General features: G+C 66.7%; 21 protein-coding genes. 9 read left to right on the forward strand and 12 right to left on the reverse strand.

Annotated elements, in window-relative coordinates; translation table 11 throughout:
- Nucleotides 1-65 precede the first annotated feature (65 nt).
- The 8 genes from AAG816_RS03015 to AAG816_RS03050 form a co-directional block, all read right to left on the reverse strand.
- Entirely contained in the window at nt 66-764 is a 699-nt protein-coding gene (locus AAG816_RS03015; protein ID WP_341988004.1) for a 4-carboxy-4-hydroxy-2-oxoadipate aldolase/oxaloacetate decarboxylase, read from the reverse strand.
- A complete protein-coding gene (locus tag AAG816_RS03020; RefSeq protein ID WP_341988005.1) occupies nt 761-1483 on the reverse strand; it encodes a PIG-L deacetylase family protein in 723 nt (240 codons plus the stop codon). The genes AAG816_RS03015 and AAG816_RS03020 overlap by 4 nt, the downstream gene beginning before the upstream one ends.
- 36 nt (nt 1484-1519) lie before the next feature.
- A complete protein-coding gene (locus AAG816_RS03025; protein ID WP_341988006.1) occupies nt 1520-2638 on the reverse strand; it encodes a 4-oxalomesaconate tautomerase in 1119 nt (372 codons plus the stop codon).
- On the reverse strand, nt 2635-3960 hold the full coding sequence (dctA, locus tag AAG816_RS03030; RefSeq protein WP_341988007.1) for a C4-dicarboxylate transporter DctA: 1326 nt from the start codon (nt 3958-3960) through the stop codon (nt 2635-2637). The genes AAG816_RS03025 and dctA overlap by 4 nt, the downstream gene beginning before the upstream one ends.
- A 64-nt stretch (nt 3961-4024) precedes the next feature.
- Complete coding sequence (locus AAG816_RS03035; protein ID WP_341988008.1) at nt 4025-4918, reverse strand: amidohydrolase family protein; 894 nt, start codon at nt 4916-4918, stop codon at nt 4025-4027.
- 34 nt (nt 4919-4952) lie between these two features.
- The gene (locus AAG816_RS03040; RefSeq protein WP_341988009.1) at nt 4953-5930 is read right to left on the reverse strand and encodes an amidohydrolase family protein; all 978 of its coding nucleotides are present in this window, start codon (nt 5928-5930) and stop codon (nt 4953-4955) included.
- Nucleotides 5931-6026: 96 nt separating this feature from the next.
- A complete protein-coding gene (locus AAG816_RS03045; protein ID WP_341988010.1) occupies nt 6027-6842 on the reverse strand; it encodes a DUF1932 domain-containing protein in 816 nt (271 codons plus the stop codon).
- Nucleotides 6843-6954: 112 nt separating this feature from the next.
- Nucleotides 6955-7857 carry a LysR family transcriptional regulator gene (locus AAG816_RS03050; protein ID WP_341988011.1) on the reverse strand — a complete coding sequence of 301 codons (903 nt, stop codon included), beginning with the start codon at nt 7855-7857 and terminating at the stop codon, nt 6955-6957.
- An 82-nt stretch (nt 7858-7939) separates the two neighbouring features.
- On the opposite strand from AAG816_RS03050, the gene AAG816_RS03055 reads away from it, so the two are divergent.
- Nucleotides 7940-8149, forward strand: a complete 210-nt coding sequence (locus AAG816_RS03055) for a hypothetical protein (protein ID WP_341988012.1) — start codon at nt 7940-7942, stop codon at nt 8147-8149.
- Between the two features lie 6 nt (nt 8150-8155).
- A complete protein-coding gene (locus AAG816_RS03060) occupies nt 8156-8740 on the forward strand; it encodes a Fic family protein (RefSeq protein ID WP_341988013.1) in 585 nt (194 codons plus the stop codon).
- A gap of 15 nt (nt 8741-8755) precedes the next feature.
- Here AAG816_RS03060 and AAG816_RS03065 read toward each other — a convergent pair whose 3' ends face one another.
- The 4 genes from AAG816_RS03065 to AAG816_RS03080 form a co-directional block, all read right to left on the reverse strand.
- Nucleotides 8756-9526, reverse strand: coding sequence for an ABC transporter permease (locus AAG816_RS03065; protein WP_341988015.1), 771 nt, complete (start codon nt 9524-9526; stop codon nt 8756-8758).
- Entirely contained in the window at nt 9523-10302 is a 780-nt protein-coding gene (locus tag AAG816_RS03070) for an ABC transporter ATP-binding protein (RefSeq protein WP_341988016.1), read from the reverse strand. Before AAG816_RS03070 ends, AAG816_RS03065 begins: the two co-directional genes overlap by 4 nt.
- Before the next feature lie 431 nt (nt 10303-10733).
- Nucleotides 10734-11762 carry an ABC transporter substrate-binding protein gene (locus AAG816_RS03075; protein WP_341988017.1) on the reverse strand — a complete coding sequence of 343 codons (1029 nt, stop codon included), beginning with the start codon at nt 11760-11762 and terminating at the stop codon, nt 10734-10736.
- 202 nt (nt 11763-11964) lie between these two features.
- Complete coding sequence (locus AAG816_RS03080; protein ID WP_341988018.1) at nt 11965-13128, reverse strand: PLP-dependent cysteine synthase family protein; 1164 nt, start codon at nt 13126-13128, stop codon at nt 11965-11967.
- Between the two features lie 267 nt (nt 13129-13395).
- On the opposite strand from AAG816_RS03080, the gene AAG816_RS03085 reads away from it, so the two are divergent.
- From AAG816_RS03085 to AAG816_RS03115, 7 genes are all read left to right on the forward strand, one after another.
- The gene (locus tag AAG816_RS03085; protein ID WP_341988019.1) at nt 13396-13890 is read left to right on the forward strand and encodes a MarR family winged helix-turn-helix transcriptional regulator; all 495 of its coding nucleotides are present in this window, start codon (nt 13396-13398) and stop codon (nt 13888-13890) included.
- A gap of 237 nt (nt 13891-14127) precedes the next feature.
- Complete coding sequence (locus AAG816_RS03090) at nt 14128-15135, forward strand: zinc-binding dehydrogenase (protein ID WP_341988020.1); 1008 nt, start codon at nt 14128-14130, stop codon at nt 15133-15135.
- A gap of 36 nt (nt 15136-15171) precedes the next feature.
- Nucleotides 15172-15600 carry a PaaI family thioesterase gene (locus AAG816_RS03095; RefSeq protein WP_341988021.1) on the forward strand — a complete coding sequence of 143 codons (429 nt, stop codon included), beginning with the start codon at nt 15172-15174 and terminating at the stop codon, nt 15598-15600.
- 81 nt (nt 15601-15681) lie between these two features.
- Nucleotides 15682-17283 (forward strand): UbiD family decarboxylase, encoded by a 1602-nt coding sequence (locus AAG816_RS03100; RefSeq protein ID WP_341988023.1) that lies wholly within the window; start codon nt 15682-15684, stop codon nt 17281-17283.
- A 192-nt stretch (nt 17284-17475) separates the two neighbouring features.
- Entirely contained in the window at nt 17476-18429 is a 954-nt protein-coding gene (locus AAG816_RS03105; protein ID WP_341988024.1) for an ABC transporter substrate-binding protein, read from the forward strand.
- An 11-nt stretch (nt 18430-18440) separates the two neighbouring features.
- The gene (locus tag AAG816_RS03110) at nt 18441-19244 is read left to right on the forward strand and encodes an ABC transporter permease (RefSeq protein WP_341988025.1); all 804 of its coding nucleotides are present in this window, start codon (nt 18441-18443) and stop codon (nt 19242-19244) included.
- On the forward strand, nt 19235-20053 hold the full coding sequence (locus AAG816_RS03115; RefSeq protein WP_341988026.1) for an ABC transporter ATP-binding protein: 819 nt from the start codon (nt 19235-19237) through the stop codon (nt 20051-20053). The genes AAG816_RS03110 and AAG816_RS03115 overlap by 10 nt, the downstream gene beginning before the upstream one ends.
- Nucleotides 20054-20066: the final 13 nt, after the last annotated feature.

Genomic DNA, 20066 nt, shown 5'->3' on the forward strand with positions numbered 1-20066 from the left:
TTTTCTCCCTGGGATGACGATGGCGCCGGTTGGTCCGGCGTCTGCTCAGTGGGGCCTTGGGCGGCTCAGCCCTTCAGATCGGACAGATCGTCCACATAGACGAGGCCGGCGGCTTTCAGCGGCTCGCGCATCTTGTAGAGGTCGAGGCCGAGCGTGCCGGCGGCCAGCACCGCGCGCTTGGCAGTCTCGTTTTCCTCGCGGGCCTTGGCCTTGGCGGCCACCGCCTCGGCGGTGGCATGGGGCACCACCACCACGCCGTCGTCATCGGCCACGATCACGTCGCCGGGGTTCACCAGCGCGCCGGCGCACACCACCGGCACATTGACGCTGCCGATGGTGGCCTTCACCGTGCCCTTGGCGGAGATGGCGCGCGGCCACACCGGGAAGCCCATCTCTTTGAGCGTATCCACATCGCGGCAGCCGGCATCGATGATCAGGCCGGCGACACCGCGCGCCTTCATGGAGGTGGCCAGCAGATCGCCGAACATGCCGTCGGTATTGTCGGTGGTGCAGGCCACCACGACGATATCGCCCGGCTTGCACTGCTCCACCGCCACATGCAGCATCCAATTGTCGCCGGGCTGCGCCAGCACGGTGACCGCATTGCCGGCGATGCGCGCGCCGGGCCAGATCGGCCGCATATAGGGCTTCACCAGACCGAAGCGGCCTTGCGCCTCATGCACGGTGGAGACGCCGAAGCCGGCCAGCGCCGCCAGGGTCTCAGGCCCCGTGCGGGGAATGTTGCGAACGACGACGCCGATCATGCCAGCTCCTCCAGAACCATGGGGAACAGGCGCTGATAGGCTTCGCCATAGGTCATGGCCCGGCCGGAATTGCGCCCGCCCTGCATGCCGCGGTTCAAGGCCACGCGGGTGTAATATTCCCAAAGGTGCTTCTGCGCCGCGAGCACCTCGAACGCCTTGCGCTTCACCTCCCACACGTCATCGATATTGAGGATGACGTTGGGCTTGTAGTCGCACTGTTCCGGCTGGTGCGGCTCGAACAGGAACACCGGCGGGGCGGAATAGGCGCGGGCGGGATCGGGCTTGTGGCCCGCCGCCTGGGCGATGATGCGGGCCTCCTGGGCAAGGCGCGTGGCCTCGGGATGATCCACATTGTAGGGATCGATCAGCGCGTGGGTGAGCACGAAGGCCGGCTTCTCCTCGCGATAGATATCGATCAGGCGATCAAGAATGGCCTCGGTGCCGCGCAGGGGATAATCGCCCGCATCGAAGAACTCGATGGAGGCGCCGAGGAGCGCGGCGGCCTCCTCCGCTTCCGCCTTGCGCTGGGCCTTGACGTCTTCCAGCTTCACGCCGGCGGTCTTCCAGGCCCACTGGCTTTCGCCGCGCTCGCCATAGGACAGGCAGGCGATCTTCACCTTGTAGCCCTTGCGCGCATGCAGAGCGATGGCGCCACCGGCGCGCCAGACGAAATCGCCCGGATGGGCGGTGACCACGAGGGCGGTCTTGGTTTGCGACATGGGAACCTCTTCACGCATGAAAATGGGATCGGCGGCTCATTCTGCCGCGACGGCCGCCGGCCAGGCGACATTCACACCGGGGCGGATGAACACCCGGCCATCGAACAACGGCCGCGCGGTGCGCAGCAGCCCGGCACGCTCCACCACCGGACGTTCCACGGTGCCGCCCAGCTCCAGCCGCACCGAGAACTCCCCCGTGGGATGCTCCACCGACAGGGTCTTGACCGGCCCCTCCGGCATCACCGCCACGGCGGCGGCGGGCGAGCCCGGCAAAGCGCAGGCGGTGGCGACCGTGACCGCCGCGAACACGCCGATGGAGGCGTGGCATTCGTGCGGGATGAAGCTGCGGGTGGAGACCGCGCCGCCGGCCTTGGGCGGGGCCACCAGGATCATCTTCGGCACCACCTTGGGGCCGACATCGCCCAGATTCATCAGCGGACCGGCGGCAAGGCGGATCTCCTCCAGCCGGGCCTTCAGCTCGGTGTCCTTGTCCAGCACGTCGCGCGGCTCATAGCCGGTGCGGCCCACGGACGAGGCGGCCAGCACCACGCAGGGCATGCCGTTGTCGATCAAGGTCACCGGCACCCCGGCCACGGTATCCACCACATTGCCGGTGGGCAGCAAGGAGCCGCACACCGAGCCGGCGGCATCCAGGAACACGATGGCCACCGGGCTGGCGGTGCCGGGCACGCCGTCGATGCGGGCGGTGCCGCCATAATCCGGCACGCCGTCCGGGGTTTCCACGGTGAGTTCGGCGATGGTGCCGGTGTTGACCGTGCGCACCGTCACCCGCGTCTGCGGTGACGTTGCGGTGATGAGCCTCCGCTCAATGGCGAACGGCGCGATGCCGGCGAGGATGTTGCCGCAATTGGGGGTGGTGTCCACCAGGGGCTTGTCCACCCCCACCTGGCAGAACAGGAAATCGATGTCGCAGCCCGGCAGATCGGACTTCGACACGATGGCCACCTTGCTGGTGAGCGGGTGGGCGCCGCCGATGCCGTCCACCTGGCGCGGGTCCGGCGAGCCCATGGCCGCCAGCAGCAGCGCGTCGCGCGCCGCAATGTCGGTCGGCAGATCCGAGGCCAGGAAATAGGCGCCCTTGGAGGTGCCGCCGCGGATCATCATGCAGGGAATGGAAGACTGGCTGCTCATCATGCGGCCCTCACCGGTTGCGCGTCCACGTCCTCGCCGTCCAGCACCCGCTTGAGGCGGTCTTCATCAAGGGCGTTCTCCCATTTGGCGATGGCGATGGTGGCCACCGCATTGCCGATGAGATTGGTGGGGGTGAGGCCCTCGGACATCAGGCGGTGGATGCCGAGGATCAAAGCGACGCTCGCCACCGGAATGGTGCCGGAGGAGGCCAAGGTGGCCGCCAGCACCACGAATGCCGCCCCGGCAATGCCGGCCGCGCCCTTGGAGGTGAGCAGCAGGATCAGCAGCAGGCCGATCTGGTGGCTGATGTCCAGATGGGTGTTGGTGGCCTGGGCCAGGAACACCGCCGCCGTCGCCAGATAGAGGCAGGTGCCGTCCAGATTGAAGGAATAGCCGGTGGGGATGACGAGGCCAACCACGCTCTCCTCGCACCCGGCCTTGGTCATCTTCACCAGCATCCGCGGTAGCACGGTTTCCGACGAGGTGGTGGCGAACACGATCAGCAATTCCTCGCGGATATAGCGGATCAATTTGAAGATGCTGAAGCCGCAGAAATACGCGATGGGGCCGAGCACGCCGAACACGAAGATCAGGCAGGTGACATAGAAGCTGATGAGCAGATTGCCCAAGGAGATCAGCGAGCCGGCGCCGAACTTGCCTACGGTGAAGGCGATGGCCCCGAACGCGCCCAAGGGCGCCGCCCACATGACGATGCCCACCACCTGGAACAGCATCTGCGACACCGTTTCGGTGAGATCCACCACCGGCTTGGCGCGCGGCCCCATCCAGATCAGACCGAAGCCGCACAGCACCGAGATGAACAGCACCTGGAGCACATGCCCCTCGGCAAAGGCGCCGATGAAGGTGTTGGGGATGATGTTCATCAGGAAGGAGACGGTGTCGGTCTTCTCCGTCTGGGCCAGATAGCCCTTGATGGAGGTGGTATCCACCGTGGACAGGTCCACATTCATGCCGGCGCCGGGCTGCCAGAGATTGACCATCACCAGCCCGAGGATGAGGGCGATGGTGGTGAGAATCTCAAAATAGATCAGCGCTTTGATCGCCACGCGCCCGACCTTGGCCATGTCCGCCATCTTGGCGATGCCATGCACCACGGTGCAGAAGATGATGGGGGCGATCAGCATGCGGATGGCCTTGATGAAGGCATCCCCCAGCGGCTGCATCTTGGTGCCGAGCTGCGGATAGAAATGGCCCACCAGGATGCCGATCACCATGGCGGCGATCACCTGCACCCACAATTGGGCATACCAGGCCCGTGCGGGCTTCTTGACCGCCAGCGGCGCAGCCATTCCGGTTACCGACATTCTCGAACTCCAGGGTGCAAGTGGTGGCGCGCCATGAGACCGGCGGCTGAAACCGGCGGCGGGATCAGGCGGCGTCGAAGCCGAACAGGCGGGCGGGATTGTCCACCAGCACCTTGCGCTGCAGCTCCGGCTCCGGGGCGAACAGCGGAATGAGGTCCACCAGGTCGCCGTCATTGGGCATGACCTTGACGTTGGGGTGCGGCCAGTCGGTGCCCCAGATCACCCGGTCCGGCGCGGTTTCCAGGATCTTGCGGGCGAACGGCACCGCATCGTGGAACGGCGGGCCGGCCGTGGAGACGCGCTCGGCGCCGCAGATCTTCACCCAGCACTTCTCGTCGCGCTGCATCAGGTCGATCAGGGTGCGGAACGGGGCCTGGTCCAGCCCCTCATTGGCCTGCACCCGGCCCATATGGTCGATGGTGTAGGGCACCGGCAGGCGGGCCAGCATGTCGGCATATTGGGGAAGGTCGATGGCATCGAAATGCAGATCGATGTGCCAGCCCAGCGGTGCCACCATGGCGACGATGCGGTCGAACACGTTCATGTCCGGCACGCCGCCCAGATGGCGCACGAAATTGAACCGGCAGCCGCGGAAGCCGCCGGCATTCAGTTCCTCCAGCCCCTTCTCGGTGATGGTGCCATCGATATTGGCCACCGCGCGATAGGCGCCATTGGACTGGGCAATGGCATCCAGCGCCACCCGGTTGTCGGTGCCGTGGACGCTGGCATTGACGATCACCGCCCGCTCGACGCCGAGGGTGGCATGCAGCGCCTTGAAGGCGGGCAGCGGCGCATCGGGCGGGGTGTAGGAGCGCTTGGGATCATAGGGATAGACATCGCCCGGCCCGAAGATGTGGCAATGGGTGTCGCAGGACCCCGGCGGCAGCTTGAACGCCGGGGTGCGGGTGTCCGGATCGGGGCCGGGGATGGTCTTGATGGGGCCGGGGGTCAGGGTCATGATGAACCTAATGGCTTTGATGAGCAGATGATGATCAGGACGCAAATCCGAACAGGCGGACCGGATTGTCCACCAGCAGCTTTTGCTGCTGTTTGGGGTCGGGCGCAAACTGCGGAATGAGATCCACCAGCACGCCGTCATTGGGCATGGCCGGCACATTGGGATGGGGCCAGTCGGTGCCCCAGAGGCAGCGGTCGGGCGCCGCCGCGATCAGCGCCTGGGCGAACGGCACCGTGTCGGCATAAGGCGCACCGGTCGCGGTCATGCGCTCGGGGCCGGTGATCTTGATCCAGGATTTTTCGTCGTTCCGGATCAGGTCCACCAAAGCGACGAACGGCTTCTGTTCCAGCCCGCCCGCCGCCTTGATCGTCCCCATGTGGTCGATCACGTAAGGCAAAGGCAGCTTTTGCAGGATGGGCACGAACTCTTCGATGATCGCTGGCTCAAGATACAGGTCCACGTGCCAGCCATAGCCCTTGATCTTGTCCGCCACGGTGTTGAACTTGGCCATGTCCGGCCGCCCGCCGAGGCGGCCGAGGAAGGTGAAGCGGCAGCCCTTGAACCCGGCTTCGGTCAGCGCCAGCAGTTCCTTGTCGGTGGTGGTCTCGTCCACATTGGCGATGCCCTTGTAGGCGCCGTTGCTTTGGGCGATGGCATCCACGATCACCTGATTGTCCAGGCCATGGACTGTGGCATTGACCAGCACCGCCCGGGTGATGCCGATCTTGGCATGAACCTCGCGGAACGCCTCCAGCGGCGCATCGTGCGGGGTGTAGCTGCGCTTGGCGGCGTAGGGGTATTTCGCGTTGGGGCCGAAGATGTGGGTGTGGGTGTCCACCGCGCCGGCGGGGGCCTTGTAGGTCGGGGTCTTGGTGTTGGGGTCCGGCGGCAGGATGGTGGGCGTCAGCGAAGGGGCTGCCTTGTCCTGCGCAATCGCCGGCCCGGTGGGCAGGCCGGCGGTGGCGGCGGCGGCGAGCCCCGCAAGGCAGGTGCGCCTCGACATCTGTGCCATGGTCGTTCTCCCGGTGGTCCGGCCCCTTGGGGGGCGCTGGTTTTTGAAAGTGGCGTGAACTCAGGTCTTGGGCTTGGCTTAGGTCTTGGGCTTGGCTCAGGCTTTGGGCTTGGCGCCGCGCTGCTGCGCCTCGGCCACGGCGCGGGCGAGATCGCTCACCACGCCGATGTCGGCCAGCATGTCGGCGGCCTCGCGCATTTCGGCGGCGCGGCGGATGCCGTGGGTGGCGACGCGCTCGGCCATGGTGTCGGCCAAGGTTGCGAAATCCATGCCGGGGAAGCTGGCGCTGAGCGAGCCGAACACCTCGTCTTCCACCTGGAAGGCGCGGGCGGCTTGGGCGCAATCCACGATCAGCGCCTCGATGCCCTTCACCATGATGGAGCGGCAGAGCTTCATGGCCGAGGCCCGGCCATGGGTCTCCGACACCGCGCGGATGTTCAGGCCGAGCGGGGTCAGCGCCTCCACCATGGCCTGCGCCTGCGGGCCGCCGGCCAGGATCGGCACCGCGATCCGCGGCGCGCCCACCGGCGCCATCACCGCGCCTTCCACATAGTCGGCGCCGCTGGCCTCCACCAGGCGGGCGGCGGCGGTCTTGGTGTGGGGGGCGGCGGAATTGAGATCCACCATCACCTGGCCCGGGCGCAGATAGGTGGCGGCCTGCTCGGCCACCGCCAGCACCGCATCGGCGGTGACGGCGGAAAAGACGATGTCGGCGCCGTCCGCCGCATCCGCCGCGCTGGACGCGGCGCGGGCACCGGCGCTCGCGGCACGGGCTAGGAGGGGGGCGGCCAGATCCGGGTGTTCGAACTTGATGTCATAGACTGCGACGGCGGCGGCGCCGTTCTTCAGCAAATCGGTGGCGAAGATGGTGCCCACCTCGCCGAAGCCGATGATCCCGATGCGTGGCGCCATGGCACGTCGTCTCCCGTTCGGCGCTGTCGCGCTCTGTTGCGGCGACCTTGGCGGATGCGGGTGGGATGAATCAAATGACAAGTTTTCCGCGATTAGTGAAAAACTTGCATCTTCACGCCGGGCGGCGGCCCCCGAGCCGGCTTCGGATCAGGCCCAGCAGCGCATCGGCGGCGGGCGACAAGGGCGCGCCGCGCTTGGTGAACACCGCCAGGGTGCGGGTGACCGAGGGGTTGCGCAGCGCCACCAGGGCCAAGCCCGGCGCGCGGGCCACGTCCAGCGCCAGCTTGGGCACCACGGTGAGGCCGATGCCCGCCTGCACCATGCTCACCGCGGTCTGCACATGCTGCACCTCATAGCGCCAGTTCAGGCTTTCGCGCCGGCTGCCGAGGGCATCGTCGATCAGCGCCCGGTTGCCCGCCTGCGGGCTGATGCGAATGAGCGGCGTGCCCTCCAACTCGCCCCAGGCCACCGACTTGCCGGCGGCGAAGGGATGGTCGGCGGGGCACAGCAACAGGAACGCCTCCTTGCGCAGCGGCGTCATCTCCAGGTCCCACACCGCGGCGGTGACAATTCCGATGCCGAACTCTGCCGCCCCCGAGCGCACCAGCCCGGCGATCTCGGAGGCGGAATTGTCATAGACCTTCACCGCCACGCCGGGATGGCTGCGGGCGAAATCCTGCAGGGCGAGGGGCAGATGGTTGGCGGCGATGGTGGGCAGGCAGCCCAGCGCGATGCGCGCCTGATGCTGGCGCGCCTTCTCGCGCAGCAGATCCACCTCGCCTGCCAGTTCCGCCAAAGCGCGGCGGGCCTTGGGCAGCAGGCTCTCGCCATCGGGGGTCAGCGTCACCTGGCGGGTGGTGCGGATCAGCAGGCGGATGCCGAGGTCATCCTCCAGTTTCTTCATGCGGTGGGAGAGCGCGGTCTGCGACAGATTGAGATGCGCCGCCGCCCGCAGGAACGAGCCCCGCTCGGCAATGGCCAGGAACGCCTGAAGGCCCAGGAAATCGATCCGCATGGCCCTTCACTGGCACAGCGGCCGCGGGGAGGAAAGGGGGCGACGTGTTCACAGCCCCGTCGCCAGGGTGTACACTTGCGCCATGAAACAGAAGCCGGATCCTCGAGCATCAGATCCTCGGACACCTGCGCCGTTTGTCCTCGGCCGGGCCCGGTTCGAACAGATCAGCGCGGTGGAGGGCATCTCGACGGCGCCGGAGACCGCCCGCATGTTCGCGGACTTCGACCGCACCGGCGCAGATGCGCAGCAGCGGCGCGCCCTCGTCCTCGCCAAGTTCCGCAGGACGGCCTGACGGTTCGTGTATCAGGGCGATCCTGATCCCGATTGCTATCCGGGCACGAGCGTCCTGCGCAATCTGCTGGATCTGCGGACGCAGGACGATCTCGACGCCTTCGAGCACGAAGCCGCGCTCGCCCGTTCCGACGAGCCCCTGCCCATCGGCGGGCTCGACGTCCGGCACTACCAGGCCATACATCACCATCTGTTCCAGGACGTCTATGCCTGGGCCGGAACCTTCCGCACGGTGCGGATTTCCAAGGGCAGCAGCATGTTCTGCTATCCCGAACACATCCCGGCCGAAATGAGCCGCCTGTTCAAAGGGCTGCGCCACACCGTCCTCGAGTCTCGCCTCGACGCGGTCACGTTCGCGGACAGGGCCGCATCCTTCCTCGCGACCTTGAACGCCATCCACCCGTTCCGGGAAGGCAATGGCCGCACGCAGCTGACCTTTCTTGCCTTCCTCGCCCACGAATCCCGCCATCCGTTGGATTTCGGGCGCGTCTCCGCCGATCGTCTTCTGGATGCCCTGATCCGGAGCTTCGCCGGTGACGAGGCTGCGCTGCGCGCCGCCATGGTCGATCTAACCGGACCGACGCAGCCTTAAGTCCGGCCCGCCCCCTCACCCCGCCGCACTCATGGAGGAGCGGAAGGCCCAGCCGGCCATGCGCCGTTCCAGCACCGCGAACACCGCGTACATGGCGATGCCCTCGATGGCGAGCGCCAGCAGGCCGGCGAACACCAACGGCATCTGGAAGTTGGAGCCCGCCTGCACCATCAGATGGCCCACCCCGGCATTGGCGCCGATGGTCTCGGACACCACCGCGCCCACGAAGGCCAAGGTGATCGCCACCTTCAGCGCCCCGAACAGATAGGGCGCGGTGCGCGGGATACCGACCTTGCGCATGATGTCGAGCTTGGAAGCGCCCAGCGCCCGCAGCACGTCCTCCAGTTCCGGCTCGGTGGTGGCAAGGCCCGTGGCCACATTCACCACGATCGGGAAGAAGGAAATCAGGAAGGCGGTGAGGATGGCCGGGATCTCGCCGATGCCGAACCACATGATCAGGATCGGCACCACCGCCACCTTGGGGATGGAGTTGAAGCCGATCATCACCGGATAGAGCCCGCGATAGATGGCGCGCGACCAGCCCACCACCAGCCCGAGCGCGATGCCGAACACCACCGCCAGGATGAAGCCGGCCACCGTGGTCCACAGCGTGACGAAGGAATTCTTCAGCAGCGGCCACCAATATTGCGCGGCGGCGGCGAAGATGGCGCTGGGCGCCGGCAGGATGAAGGTGTCGATCTTGAACAGGCGGCAGGCCGCCTCCCAGATCACGAACAAAGCCACCGTGAAGGCGACGGGGGTGATGTCCTCGGCCGCGATTTTCATGCCTGCCGAACCTCCGCGATCTTGCCGCGCAATTGGTGGACCAGATCGGTGAAGGCCGGCTCGTAGCAGACCTCCAGCGGACGGGGACGGGGGAAGTCGACGCTTCGGCTCTCGACGATGCGGCCGGGCCGGGCGCTCATCACATGGATGGTGTCGGCGAGGAAAGCGGCCTCGCGCAAATCATGGGTCACCAGCACCACGGTGAAGCCGAGACGCTGCCACAGGTCGCGCAGCACTGCCCACAGCTCCTCGCGGGTGAAGGCATCCAGCGCCGCGAACGGCTCGTCCAGCATCAGCAGGGCGGGCTCATGGATCAGCGAGCGGCACAGCGAGGCGCGCTGCTGCATGCCGCCGGACATTTCCCAGGGAAAGCGATCGGCGAAATCCCGCAGCCCCACCACGCCCAGCAGATCCAGGGCGCGGGTGCGATAGGCGGCCTTTTCGGCGCGGAAGCGGCTGCGATGGGGCTGCACGATCTCCAGCGGCAGCATCACATTGTCCAGCACCGTGCGCCACGGGAGCATGTTGGCGTTCTGGAACGCCATGCCCGCCACCTTCACCGGCCCGGTGACGATCTGCCCCTCCACCGACACCGTGCCGGAGGTGGGCCGGATCAGGCCGGTGACCAGCTTCATCAAGGTGGACTTGCCGCAGCCGGAGGGGCCGACCACGGCGGCGAACTCGCCGCGCTTCACATCGATGGAGGTGTTCCGCAGCGCGGTCACCTCGCCGCTGCGGCCTTTGTAGGACAGGGTCACGTCATCCAGGCGGATCAAGGAGGTTTGCCTTCTGGTTTGGCCGAAGGGCCGGTCCCGTGCGCGGGGCGTCGGCCCCGCCGTCCTGCGGCGGCGCTCATCGGAGCGCACGCCGGCCCAATCTCCGCGCCCCCTGCGGGGCAGGATTTACCCGCCGGGCGGACCCGGAAAGCCCTCTCCCGCTTGCGGGGGAGGGTTGGGTGGGGGCGACGGCCGCAGGCCGGCGGCGTGCCGCCCGGAGCCCCCCCTGTCGCTTCCGGCGCGGGCGGTTCCGCGCTGCCGCGCGGCCCCCACCCCCGCCCTCCCCCGCAAGCGGGAGAGGGAGCCATGGCGCGTCTGCGGTACCGGCATTCTGCGGCGAAGCAGCGGATCGCAAAATCGCCCCTCCCCCGCGCCACCTGCCCGCCTTCGCGGGGAAGGGGTCGGGCGCGGCAAGCGGCGAAGAGACGACGCTACTTCACCTTCCGCTCGGCGGCGGGGGGCAGGTATTCTTCGGTGAAGATGTCCAGCGCCGCGGGCTTGGCCTTGAAGTCGTAGGTGACGGCGATCTGCTCGATGGACTTGGTCATGCGGTCGTAATCGATGCCGCCGATGCCGTTCTTGGTCACCCATTCGGTGACGATATTGTCCTTGAGCGCCATCTTCAGGCGCGCCAGTTCCACCGCCTCGTCGCCGGTTTCGTTGCGCTTCATCACCGACTTGATGGCCGCCTCGGGGTCGCGGGCGGTCTCGATGATGCCCTTGATGGTGGCGCGCACGAAGCCGGCCACTTCCTTGGGATGGGCCTTGGCGAACTCAGGGTTCACGATGACGGCGTTGCCGTAGAGCACCAGGCCGTAATCGGCCATCAGCATGACCTTCACGTCCTCGGGCTTGATGCCCTTCTGCAGCAGGTTGAAATAGGACGAGAACGAGAAGCCGGTGATGGCGTCCACCTTGCCGTCCGCCAGCATGGGCTCGCGCACCGGGAAGCCCACGTTCTCCACCTTCACCTTGTCGGCGTCGATGCCGTTTTCCTTCACGAACGCCTTCCATTGGGCGAACGCGCCGTCGGGCGCCGGCGCGCCGAGGATCTTGCCTTCCAGATCCTTGGGCTTGGTGATGCCGGTCTTGGCCAGGGTGACGATGGCAAACGGCGGCTTGTCATAGACCATGAGGACGGCTTTCACCGCCTTGTCCGGATTCTGGTCGCGGAACTTCACCAGCGAGTTCACATCGAAGAAGCCGAGCGGATAGGTGCCCGCCGCCACGCGGGCGATGCCGGCCACCGAGCCGGGGCCGGTGTCGATGGTGACGTTCAGGCCCTCAGCCTTGTAATAGCCCTTGTCGATGGCGACGAAATAAGGGGCGGAGGGGCCCTCGAACTTCCAGTCCAGGGCGAACTTGATGTCGGTGTCGGCCAGAGCCGGCGCCACTGCCGCCAGCAGGCCCAACGCCCCGGCCACCCCCGCCCCGATCAGCCCGCGAATATTGTGCTTCATGGCCACGTCCTCCCGTTGCCTGGGGCAAAGCAAGGCACATGCCACCGTGAGAGGCAGTCGCCCGCAGTCTCACGCGGGGAGAAGTGAGACGAAAATGGGCATATGCCTGCGATGCCGCCCGAAGCATGGGCGCAACGTTGGTTACACCATCGCGCGGCGGCGAGACCGATCGCCGGGAGCCACCCGATCGGTCCCGCAGACCTTAGAAGGCGCCGCCGTCGAGGAAGCGCTCCACCTGGGCCTCATAGGGCGCGGTGTCGAAGCCCTGGGCGGCGATCCAGGCGTCGTCATAGAAGGTCTTGCCGTAGCGCTCGCCGCGGTCGCACAGCAATGTCACCAGCGACCCCTCCTCGCCGGCCTGGACCATGGCGCTGGCCAGGGCGCACAGCCCATAGAAGCTGGTACCCGTGGACGGACCCACCCGCAGCCCGAGCCGGCGGGAGAGAACCCGCATGGCGCCCACAGAGGCCGCATCCTGAACCTTGAGCATGTGGTCGATCACCTGCGGCAGGAAGGACGGTTCCACCCGCGGCCGCCCGATGCCTTCGATCCGCGAGCCGGTGCAGCCGGTCAGGGCGCGATCGCCGGAGAGAAAGGCATCATAGAACACCGAGTTCTGCGGATCGACCACGCACAGCTTGGTGGCGAAATGCCGATAGCGCAGATAGCGGCCGATGGTGGCGGAGGTGCCGCCGGTGCCGGCGCCCACCACGATCCACTGCGGCACGCCATGGGGCTCGCCCTGCATCTGCTGGAAGATGGATTCGGCGATATTGTTGTTGCCGCGCCAATCGGTCACCCGCTCGGCATTGGTGAACTGGTCCACATAGATGCCGCCGAGGCGGGCGGCCAAGGCCGCGGCTTCCGCATAGACCTGGCCGCTGTCGTCGACGAAATGGCAGCGCCCGCCCTGGCGCTCAATGTCCTCGATCTTCTCCGCCGAGGTGGTGCGGGTCATCACCGCATAGAAGGGCAGATCCAGCAGGCGGGCGAAATAGGCTTCCGACACGGCGGTGGAGCCGGAGGAGGCTTCCACCAACGGCACGCCCGCGCGGATCTGCCCGTTGCAGATGCCGTACAGGAACAGCGAGCGGGCCAGGCGATGCTTGAGGCTGCCGGTGGGATGGGTGGATTCATCCTTGAGATAGAGGGTGATGCCCGGCAGGCGATGACCTTCGAAGCGCAGCAGATGGGTGTCGGCGGAACGGCGCAAATCCCGCTCCAGGATCGCCAGGGCCTGATCGGCCCATCCGCGGTCCCGCGCGCGCTGCGCATCGCGCTCGGTGAAGGCCCAAATGGTGTCGGCGGAATCGGGCACAGCGCCCTCCATGTCGGTAACAGGGTCACGAACATGCGCAATGTTCATGCTAACCCCCGGGCCTTCCGGTAGAAAATGCCCGAATTTCGGCGCAATCTTCCTCCTCCCGCAGGGGAAATCATCCCCCGTTAGCAATGCTTTTGCCCCAACAACCGGTGATCCTATTTCACCGGAAGGCGTAAGGGCGCAATAATTTTGGCGCAACAGGGGTTTGAGCCGGTTGGTTGCATCTTCGCGCAGGTCCCTGTCCACTGCTGACGGATGGGGAGTCACCGTGTTATGGGCGAGATATCGAGCAACCTTTTGGAGCAAAAAATGTCAGCACAACCTGATGGTGCGCAGTTCAGCGACCAGGACTTTGGTGCCGACCCGTTGCAGCGGGTAACCCTGGGTTATCTGATCAACCTGCTGGCGCGCCTGTTGGCGCAATCCCTCAAGGCCCGAAACGGGATCGACGGCATCTTGCCCGGCCAGTTTCCCATCGTCCTCGAACTCTTGAAGTCCGACGGCCCCACCCAGCGCGACCTGTGCGAGTTCGTGAAGATCGAACAGAGCACCATGGCCAATACCCTGAAGCGCATGGAGCGCGATGGCATCATCGAGCGGCGCGCCTGCGCCGACGATGGCCGCCAGGCCACCGTGCATCTCACCGCCAGCGGGCGCGACCTGGCGCAAACGGCGGTGATCAACGCCTTCGACGTCAACCGCGTCGCCCTTGAGGCCCTCGACAAGGATGCCCAGGTGCAATTGCGGACCGGGCTGATCGCCATGGTGGAGCGGCTTGAGGCCGACATCGCCCGCCATCGCTGACGAAATTGCGAACTGGAAGGCGGATTTCGCTGGAAGGGCCTTTCGGGCCTGACGGCGTCCCGGCTTCCGCGTCTGGCGTCACGCTAGGCAAATCGGCGTCCCGACGGATGAATCTTTCGCCAGAGGACGATCTAGAAATAAATAGCTAGCCATGCAAACCTTTCGGGGGACAGGTCCGACCGGAAGAAATCGGCCGCGCCCATAAACATTGCATGCTATCAAAGTGGAGGAAGCGACGTGAAAGCAGCCGTCATCAGCGCCCACGGCGGGCCGGAAAACCTCACTTTCATGGCCGACTGGGCAAAGCCCACCGCCGGTGCGGGTGATGTCATCATCCGCGTGAAAGCCAGCTCTCTCAATTATCACGATGTCTTCACCCGCCGCGGCATGCCCGGCATCAAGCTCAACCTGCCGGTGGTTCCCGGCCTTGATCTCGCCGGCGAAGTGACCGAGCTGGGCGAAGGCGTCACCGAGGTGAAGGTGGGCGACCGGGTGCTGGTGGATCCGCTCAACCGCGTCGAAGGCGGCCTCATGGGCGAGACCAACGACGGCGGCCTGCAGCAATATGCCCGCGTGCGCGCCCACCAATTGGTGCCGATCCCCGACGGCGTCAGCTTCGAGCAGGCCGCGGCGCTGCCGGTGGCCTATGGCACCGCGCACCGCATGATGTTCACCAACGGCCAGATCAAGGCCGGCGACAAGGTGCTGATCCTCGGCGCCTCCGGCGGGGTGGGCACCGGCGCGGTGCTCCTCGCCAAGCTGGCCGGCGCCCATGTGATCGCCTGCGGCTCCAGCGAGGCCAAGCTGGAGAAACTGAAGGAAATCGGCGCCGACGAGGTGATCGACTACACCAAGGTGGATTTCGCCAAGGAAGTGTTCGCGCGCTTCGGCAAGCCCCACCGCCGCACCACCGAGGGCGGCGTGGATGTAGTGGTGAACTTCACCGGCGGCGATACCTGGGTGAAGTCCATGCGCGCGCTCAAGCGCGGCGGCAAGCTGCTCACCTGCGGCGCCACCGCCGGCTTCGATCCGGTGGAAGACCTGCGCTTCATCTGGACCTTCGAGCTGAAGATCCTCGGCTCCAATTCCTGGGCGCGGGAAGATCTCACCGCTCTGCTGGGCTACATCGCCGAGGGCCGGCTGAAGCCGGTCATCGACAAGGTGTTCCCGCTGGAAGAAGCGCAGGAAGCCCTGCGCCTGATCGAGGAGCGCGAAGTCATCGGCAAGGTGATCATCGCCCCCTGACCCCTGCCCCTGTCCTCTAGATTGCGGAAGACCCTCATGAGCGAGACAGAGCAAAAGACCCTGCCCACGGTGGCCGAACTGGACGCCCGCATTCGCCGCGCGCCCTACCACCAGTGGCTGGGCATCTCCGTGGTGGGCGTCGGCGACGGCGAGATCGTGGTGGAGCTGCCCTGGCGGGAGGAGTTCGTGGTCAATGCCGAGGTCGGCTACACCCACGGCGGCATCCTGGCGACCATGGTGGATCTGGTGGCCGACTGGGCCATCGCCACCAAGCTGGGCCGGCCCTTCCCCACCGTGGACATGCGGGTGGACTACCACCGCCCGGCCATGAAGGGGACGCTGACCGTGCGCGGAAAAGTCATCCGCCTCGGCTCCACCTTCACCACGGCGGAAGCCACGGTGGAGGATGCCAGCGGCAAGCTCCTGGCCTCAGGCCGCGGCACCTACGCCACCAGCACCAAATAAGACCCAGGCCCGGCGGCCTCCCCGCCGGGCCGTTTTGTTTGCGGATTGCGCTTTTCATTGCTGAGACGCCGGAGACTGGGCATGCACGATACCGAGACCTTCCGCGGCTTCCTCGACCGGCTCCGTTCCGCCGGCGAATTGATCGACCTGCACCAGGCCGTGGACATCCGCCACATCGCCACTTTGGTGGACCAGTCCGACAAGGCGTTGTTCTTCCACAATGTCATCGGCTACGACGTGCCGGTGGTCTCCGGCATCATCCGCACCCAGAAGCGGGCGATGATGTCGCTGGGGGCGGACCAGTATTCGCAGATCGAAGCCAAGCTGAAGGGCGCCATCGATGCCCCCGTGCCCCCCGTCACCCTCAACAGCTCGCCCACCCATGAGGTGACCATGAGCGGGGATGAGGTGGACCTCTACAAATTGCCCATCCCCATGAGCTCGATCTATGACGGCGGGCCGATGATCACCGCCGGGGTGGTGATCGCCCGCGATCCGGAATATGGGCTCAATTCCGGCATCTACCGCTTCATCGTCAAGGAAAAGAACCTCACCGGCATCGACATCGTCACGCCGAACAACATGCGCTTGTTCGCGCAGCGGGCGTTCGAGGCCGGGCGGCCGTGCCCCATCTCCATCTCCATCGGCACCCACCCTTACGAGATCATGGGTTCCGGCTTCCGCGCCCCGCTGGGGGTGGACGAGATGGCCATTGCCGGCGGCCTGCGCGGCGGGCCGGTGCAGCTGGCGCCGTGCCAGACCATCGACGTGCCCTATATCGCCGACGCCGAGATCGTGCTGGAAGCCGAGATCCTGCCTACCGGCTGGGTGTGGCCGGAAGGCCGGTTCGGCGAGTTCACCCGGCTCATGGGCGGGCTGCACTGGAACCCCATCGTGCGCATCAAGTCGGTGTCCATGCGCAAGGACGCCATCTATTACGCTTTGCACATGCCGTGGGAGAACACCTGGCTCGCCGCCCCCACCCGCTATGCCGCCATCCGCCAGGCGCTGAAGACCGCCGGCGTGGTGGTCAAGGACATCAATGTCACGCTGGGCGGCTGCGCCTTCTGGCACGCGGTCATCTCCATCAAGAAGCAGCCGGGCGAGGGCAAGAATGCGCTGCTCGCCGCGCTGTCGGTGATGGATCTCAAGCATGTGGTGGTGGTGGATGACGACATCGACGTCTTCAATCCCACCGACGTGGAATGGGCCATCGCCACCCGCGTCCAGGGCGACAAGGACATCATGATCGTCACCGGCGCGCGCGGAAAGCCGCTGGATCCCAGCCTGCCACCCACCCCGCCCGGCGTGGTGCCCACCACCGCCAAGGTGGGCATCGATGCCACCATCTCCGAAGGCATCCCGAAAGAGCGCTATGAGCGCATCGCCTATGCCTATGCGGACACCGCCAAGATCGGCGACTACGCCTCCGGCAAGACCGACCCCGCCGGGGCGCTGGGCAATGAGGACGAGGTGGTGAAGCTGGCCGAGGCCATCGCCGCCATGATCGGCGAAACCCCGCGCTACTATACGGACGTGGCCGAGGCCTTCTCCAGCTACGCCTTCCCGGTGGTGGCCCGCGCCTTGGGCCATCTCCACGCCACCGAGCGGCTGTGGCAGGATCCACGCGGGCGCATGTGCCTGCGCGGCTCGGCCTTCGCCGCCAAACCGCCGGGGCAGTAAGCTTCGCCGGGCCAATAAGGTCGCCGGCACAACACGGTTTTCGGCGCCTGCCACGCACATGCTGGACGCGCCGCCGCCACCGCCGCACAGTTACGTCAAGTGTGACATCGATAACGATAAGGTCCGCAGATCCAACCATGCGGCCAACGCCTTGGGACAAGACCGGTTTCCACGTATCCAGCGAGGGCAAACATGCGTCACGTCTTCTCATCCCTGATCGTCGCCGGCAGCCTGCTGCTGGCCCTGCCCGCCTCTGCGCAGACCCTGCTCAAGTTCGGCGCGGCGCAGAATTCCGCCGGCTCGCTGCCGTTGCTGGTGGCGCAGCAGAAGGGGCTGTTCGCCGCCGAAGGGCTCAAGATGGAGCGGCTGGACTTCAAGGGCGGCGCCCCGGCGGTGCAGGCCTTGGCCGCCGGCAGCATCGACATCTGCATCTGCGCCGCCGATCATGCGGTGCGGCTGCAGGAGCGGGGCCTGGGCGGCAAGGTGCTGGTGGCCCTGGCCGACCAGCACAGCTACGCCATCATGGCGCCTGCCGCCTCCAAGGCGAACAGCCTGAGAGACCTCAAGGGCCAGAAGATCGGCATCACCTCCGCCGGCAGCCTCACCGACACCACCCTGCGCTATGCCATCAAGAAACTGGGGCTCGATCCCGACAAGGATTTCGAGATCCTGTCCATCGGCACCGGCGGACCCATGCGGGCGGCGGTGGAAAGCGGGGCTGTGGCCGCCGGCCTGTTCTCCACCCCGGACATCCAGGCCAATGAGGCGCGGCCGGGCGTCTACAAGATCGTCGATGATTTCCGCAAGATGCCCTATGCGGCCCAGGACCTGGTGGTCACCGACGGCTGGCTCAAGGCCCATCCCAATGAGGCCAAGGCGGTGGCCCGCGCCGTGGTCAAGGCGCTGAAGCTGATCCAGACCGACCGCTCCGCCTTGCGGGCGGCGGTGGTGGAGATGTTCCCCAGCTTCGATCCGGCGCTGGTGGACAAGGTCACCACCGACGTGGCCGCCGGCTATCTCTCCCCGGACGGCAAGCTCAATCCCGAGAGCTACAAGACGCTGATCGAGATGATGACCATCGCCGACCCGGCCATGAAGAAGGTGCCCTACGACGACATCGTCGCCCTCGCTTACTATCCGCAGTGAGCGTGGTTCTGATGTCAGAGACCATCGCCATGGCCGAAGACGACACCGTGGCCGCCCCCGCGCGTCCCAAAGGCGCCTGGCGCATGGGTGCGGCGCAGGCGGCCCTGATCCTGGTGCTGCTGGGCCTGTGGGAAGCCGCATCCTGGACCGTGCTGAACCCGTTCTGGAGCAGCCGGCCCACGCTGATCCTCCAGCGCCTGTGGACCCTGGCCCGCAGCGGCGAACTCTGGGTCCACTGCTCCATCACCCTCCAGGAGGCCGGCGCCGGCCTGTTCCTCGGCGCCCTGGTGGGCGTGCCGCTGGGCATTGCGCTGGCCCGCGCGCCGCGCACCGCCAAGGTGGTGGAGCCGGTGGTGATGGGCCTCTACGGCCTGCCACGGGTGGCGCTGGCGCCCCTGTTCATCCTGTGGTTCGGCATCGGCCTGTTCTCCAAGATCATGATGGCCTTCACCATGGTGGTGTTCATCTTCATGCTCAATGTGATGGAGGGCATCCGCACCATCGATGCCGACCATCTGGACCTGATGCGCTCCATGCGCGCCGGGCGCTTCTATCTGGTGCGGCGGGTGCTGCTGCCGGCGGTGACGCCGTGGATCCTGGCCTCGTTCCGCATCGGCGTCGGGCTGGCGCTGATCGGCGCGGTGGTGGGCGAACTGATCGGCGCCAATCGCGGGCTCGGCTGGTATGTGGAGAAATCCGGCGGCCAATTGGACACCACCGGCGTGTTCACCGGCCTGGTGGTGCTGATGATCCTGGCCATGCTGGCCAACCAGATCATCGGCTTCGTGGAACGGAGGGTGGTGAAATGGCGCTGAGCCAAGCGGACATTCCTGTCCAACCGCGCGCCGCCGCCGCGCTGCCGCCCCGGGTCCGCATCGAAAACCTGCGCATCACCTTCCCCCGTCCCGACGCCCCGCCCCTGGAGGTGCTGTCCGGCATTTCCCTGGACGTGGCGGACGGCGAGTTCGTCGCGGTGGTGGGGCCGAGCGGCTCGGGCAAGTCCACCATCCTGCGGGCCATCTGCGGCCTGCTGAAGCCGGCCGGCGGGCGGGTGCGGGTGGACGGGCGCGATGTGTCGGCCCCACCGCCCGAAGTGGGCTTCATGTTCCAGAAGGACGCTTTGCTGCCCTGGCGCACGGTGGCGCAGAACATCCGCGTCGGCGCGGAGCTGGGCGGCGTTCCGGCCAGCCGGCAGGCGGCGCGGGTGGCGGAGCTGATCACCCTGCTGCGGCTGGACGGCTTTGCCGATGCCTGGCCCAAGCAATTGTCCGGCGGCATGCGCCAGCGGGTCTCGCTGGGCCGGCTGCTGGCCTATAATCCCAGCCTCATGCTCATGGACGAGCCGTTCGGCGCGCTGGACTACCAGACCAAGATCTCCATGGGCCGCGAATTGCTGCGCATCTGGGAGGCCGAGCGTCGTTCCATCGTCTTCGTCACCCACGATATTGAAGAGGCGGTGGCGCTGGCCGACCGGGTGGTGGTGTTCAGCGCCCGCCCCGCGCGCATCGTCGGCGACTATAAGGTGGACCTGCCCCGCCCCCGCGACCTGCGGGCCATGCGCGGCGAGCCCGCCTTCGTGCACCTGACCGAGACCATCTGGTCCGATCTGGCGCTGCCGGTGTGAGCGGCGAGGACAC

This window comes from Azorhizobium sp. AG788 (assembly GCF_943371865.1).
GTDB lineage: Bacteria > Pseudomonadota > Alphaproteobacteria > Rhizobiales > Xanthobacteraceae > Azorhizobium.

Coding starts and splice junctions, on each gene's coding strand:
- AAG816_RS03045 (WP_341988010.1), bottom strand. CDS start 6,842: ATGGCGCCACGCATCGGGATCATCGGCTTCGGCGAGGTGGGCACCATC.
- AAG816_RS03075 (WP_341988017.1), bottom strand. CDS start 11,762: ATGAAGCACAATATTCGCGGGCTGATCGGGGCGGGGGTGGCCGGGGCG.
- AAG816_RS03080 (WP_341988018.1), bottom strand. CDS start 13,128: ATGAACATTGCGCATGTTCGTGACCCTGTTACCGACATGGAGGGCGCT.
- AAG816_RS03085 (WP_341988019.1), top strand. CDS start 13,396: ATGTCAGCACAACCTGATGGTGCGCAGTTCAGCGACCAGGACTTTGGT.
- AAG816_RS03015 (WP_341988004.1), bottom strand. CDS start 764: ATGATCGGCGTCGTCGTTCGCAACATTCCCCGCACGGGGCCTGAGACC.
- AAG816_RS03040 (WP_341988009.1), bottom strand. CDS start 5,930: ATGGCACAGATGTCGAGGCGCACCTGCCTTGCGGGGCTCGCCGCCGCC.
- AAG816_RS03035 (WP_341988008.1), bottom strand. CDS start 4,918: ATGACCCTGACCCCCGGCCCCATCAAGACCATCCCCGGCCCCGATCCG.
- dctA (WP_341988007.1), bottom strand. CDS start 3,960: ATGTCGGTAACCGGAATGGCTGCGCCGCTGGCGGTCAAGAAGCCCGCA.
- AAG816_RS03110 (WP_341988025.1), top strand. CDS start 18,441: ATGTCAGAGACCATCGCCATGGCCGAAGACGACACCGTGGCCGCCCCC.
- AAG816_RS03065 (WP_341988015.1), bottom strand. CDS start 9,526: ATGAAAATCGCGGCCGAGGACATCACCCCCGTCGCCTTCACGGTGGCT.
- AAG816_RS03050 (WP_341988011.1), bottom strand. CDS start 7,857: ATGCGGATCGATTTCCTGGGCCTTCAGGCGTTCCTGGCCATTGCCGAG.
- AAG816_RS03095 (WP_341988021.1), top strand. CDS start 15,172: ATGAGCGAGACAGAGCAAAAGACCCTGCCCACGGTGGCCGAACTGGAC.
- AAG816_RS03025 (WP_341988006.1), bottom strand. CDS start 2,638: ATGATGAGCAGCCAGTCTTCCATTCCCTGCATGATGATCCGCGGCGGC.
- AAG816_RS03105 (WP_341988024.1), top strand. CDS start 17,476: ATGCGTCACGTCTTCTCATCCCTGATCGTCGCCGGCAGCCTGCTGCTG.
- AAG816_RS03115 (WP_341988026.1), top strand. CDS start 19,235: ATGGCGCTGAGCCAAGCGGACATTCCTGTCCAACCGCGCGCCGCCGCC.
- AAG816_RS03020 (WP_341988005.1), bottom strand. CDS start 1,483: ATGTCGCAAACCAAGACCGCCCTCGTGGTCACCGCCCATCCGGGCGAT.
- AAG816_RS03055 (WP_341988012.1), top strand. CDS start 7,940: ATGAAACAGAAGCCGGATCCTCGAGCATCAGATCCTCGGACACCTGCG.
- AAG816_RS03100 (WP_341988023.1), top strand. CDS start 15,682: ATGCACGATACCGAGACCTTCCGCGGCTTCCTCGACCGGCTCCGTTCC.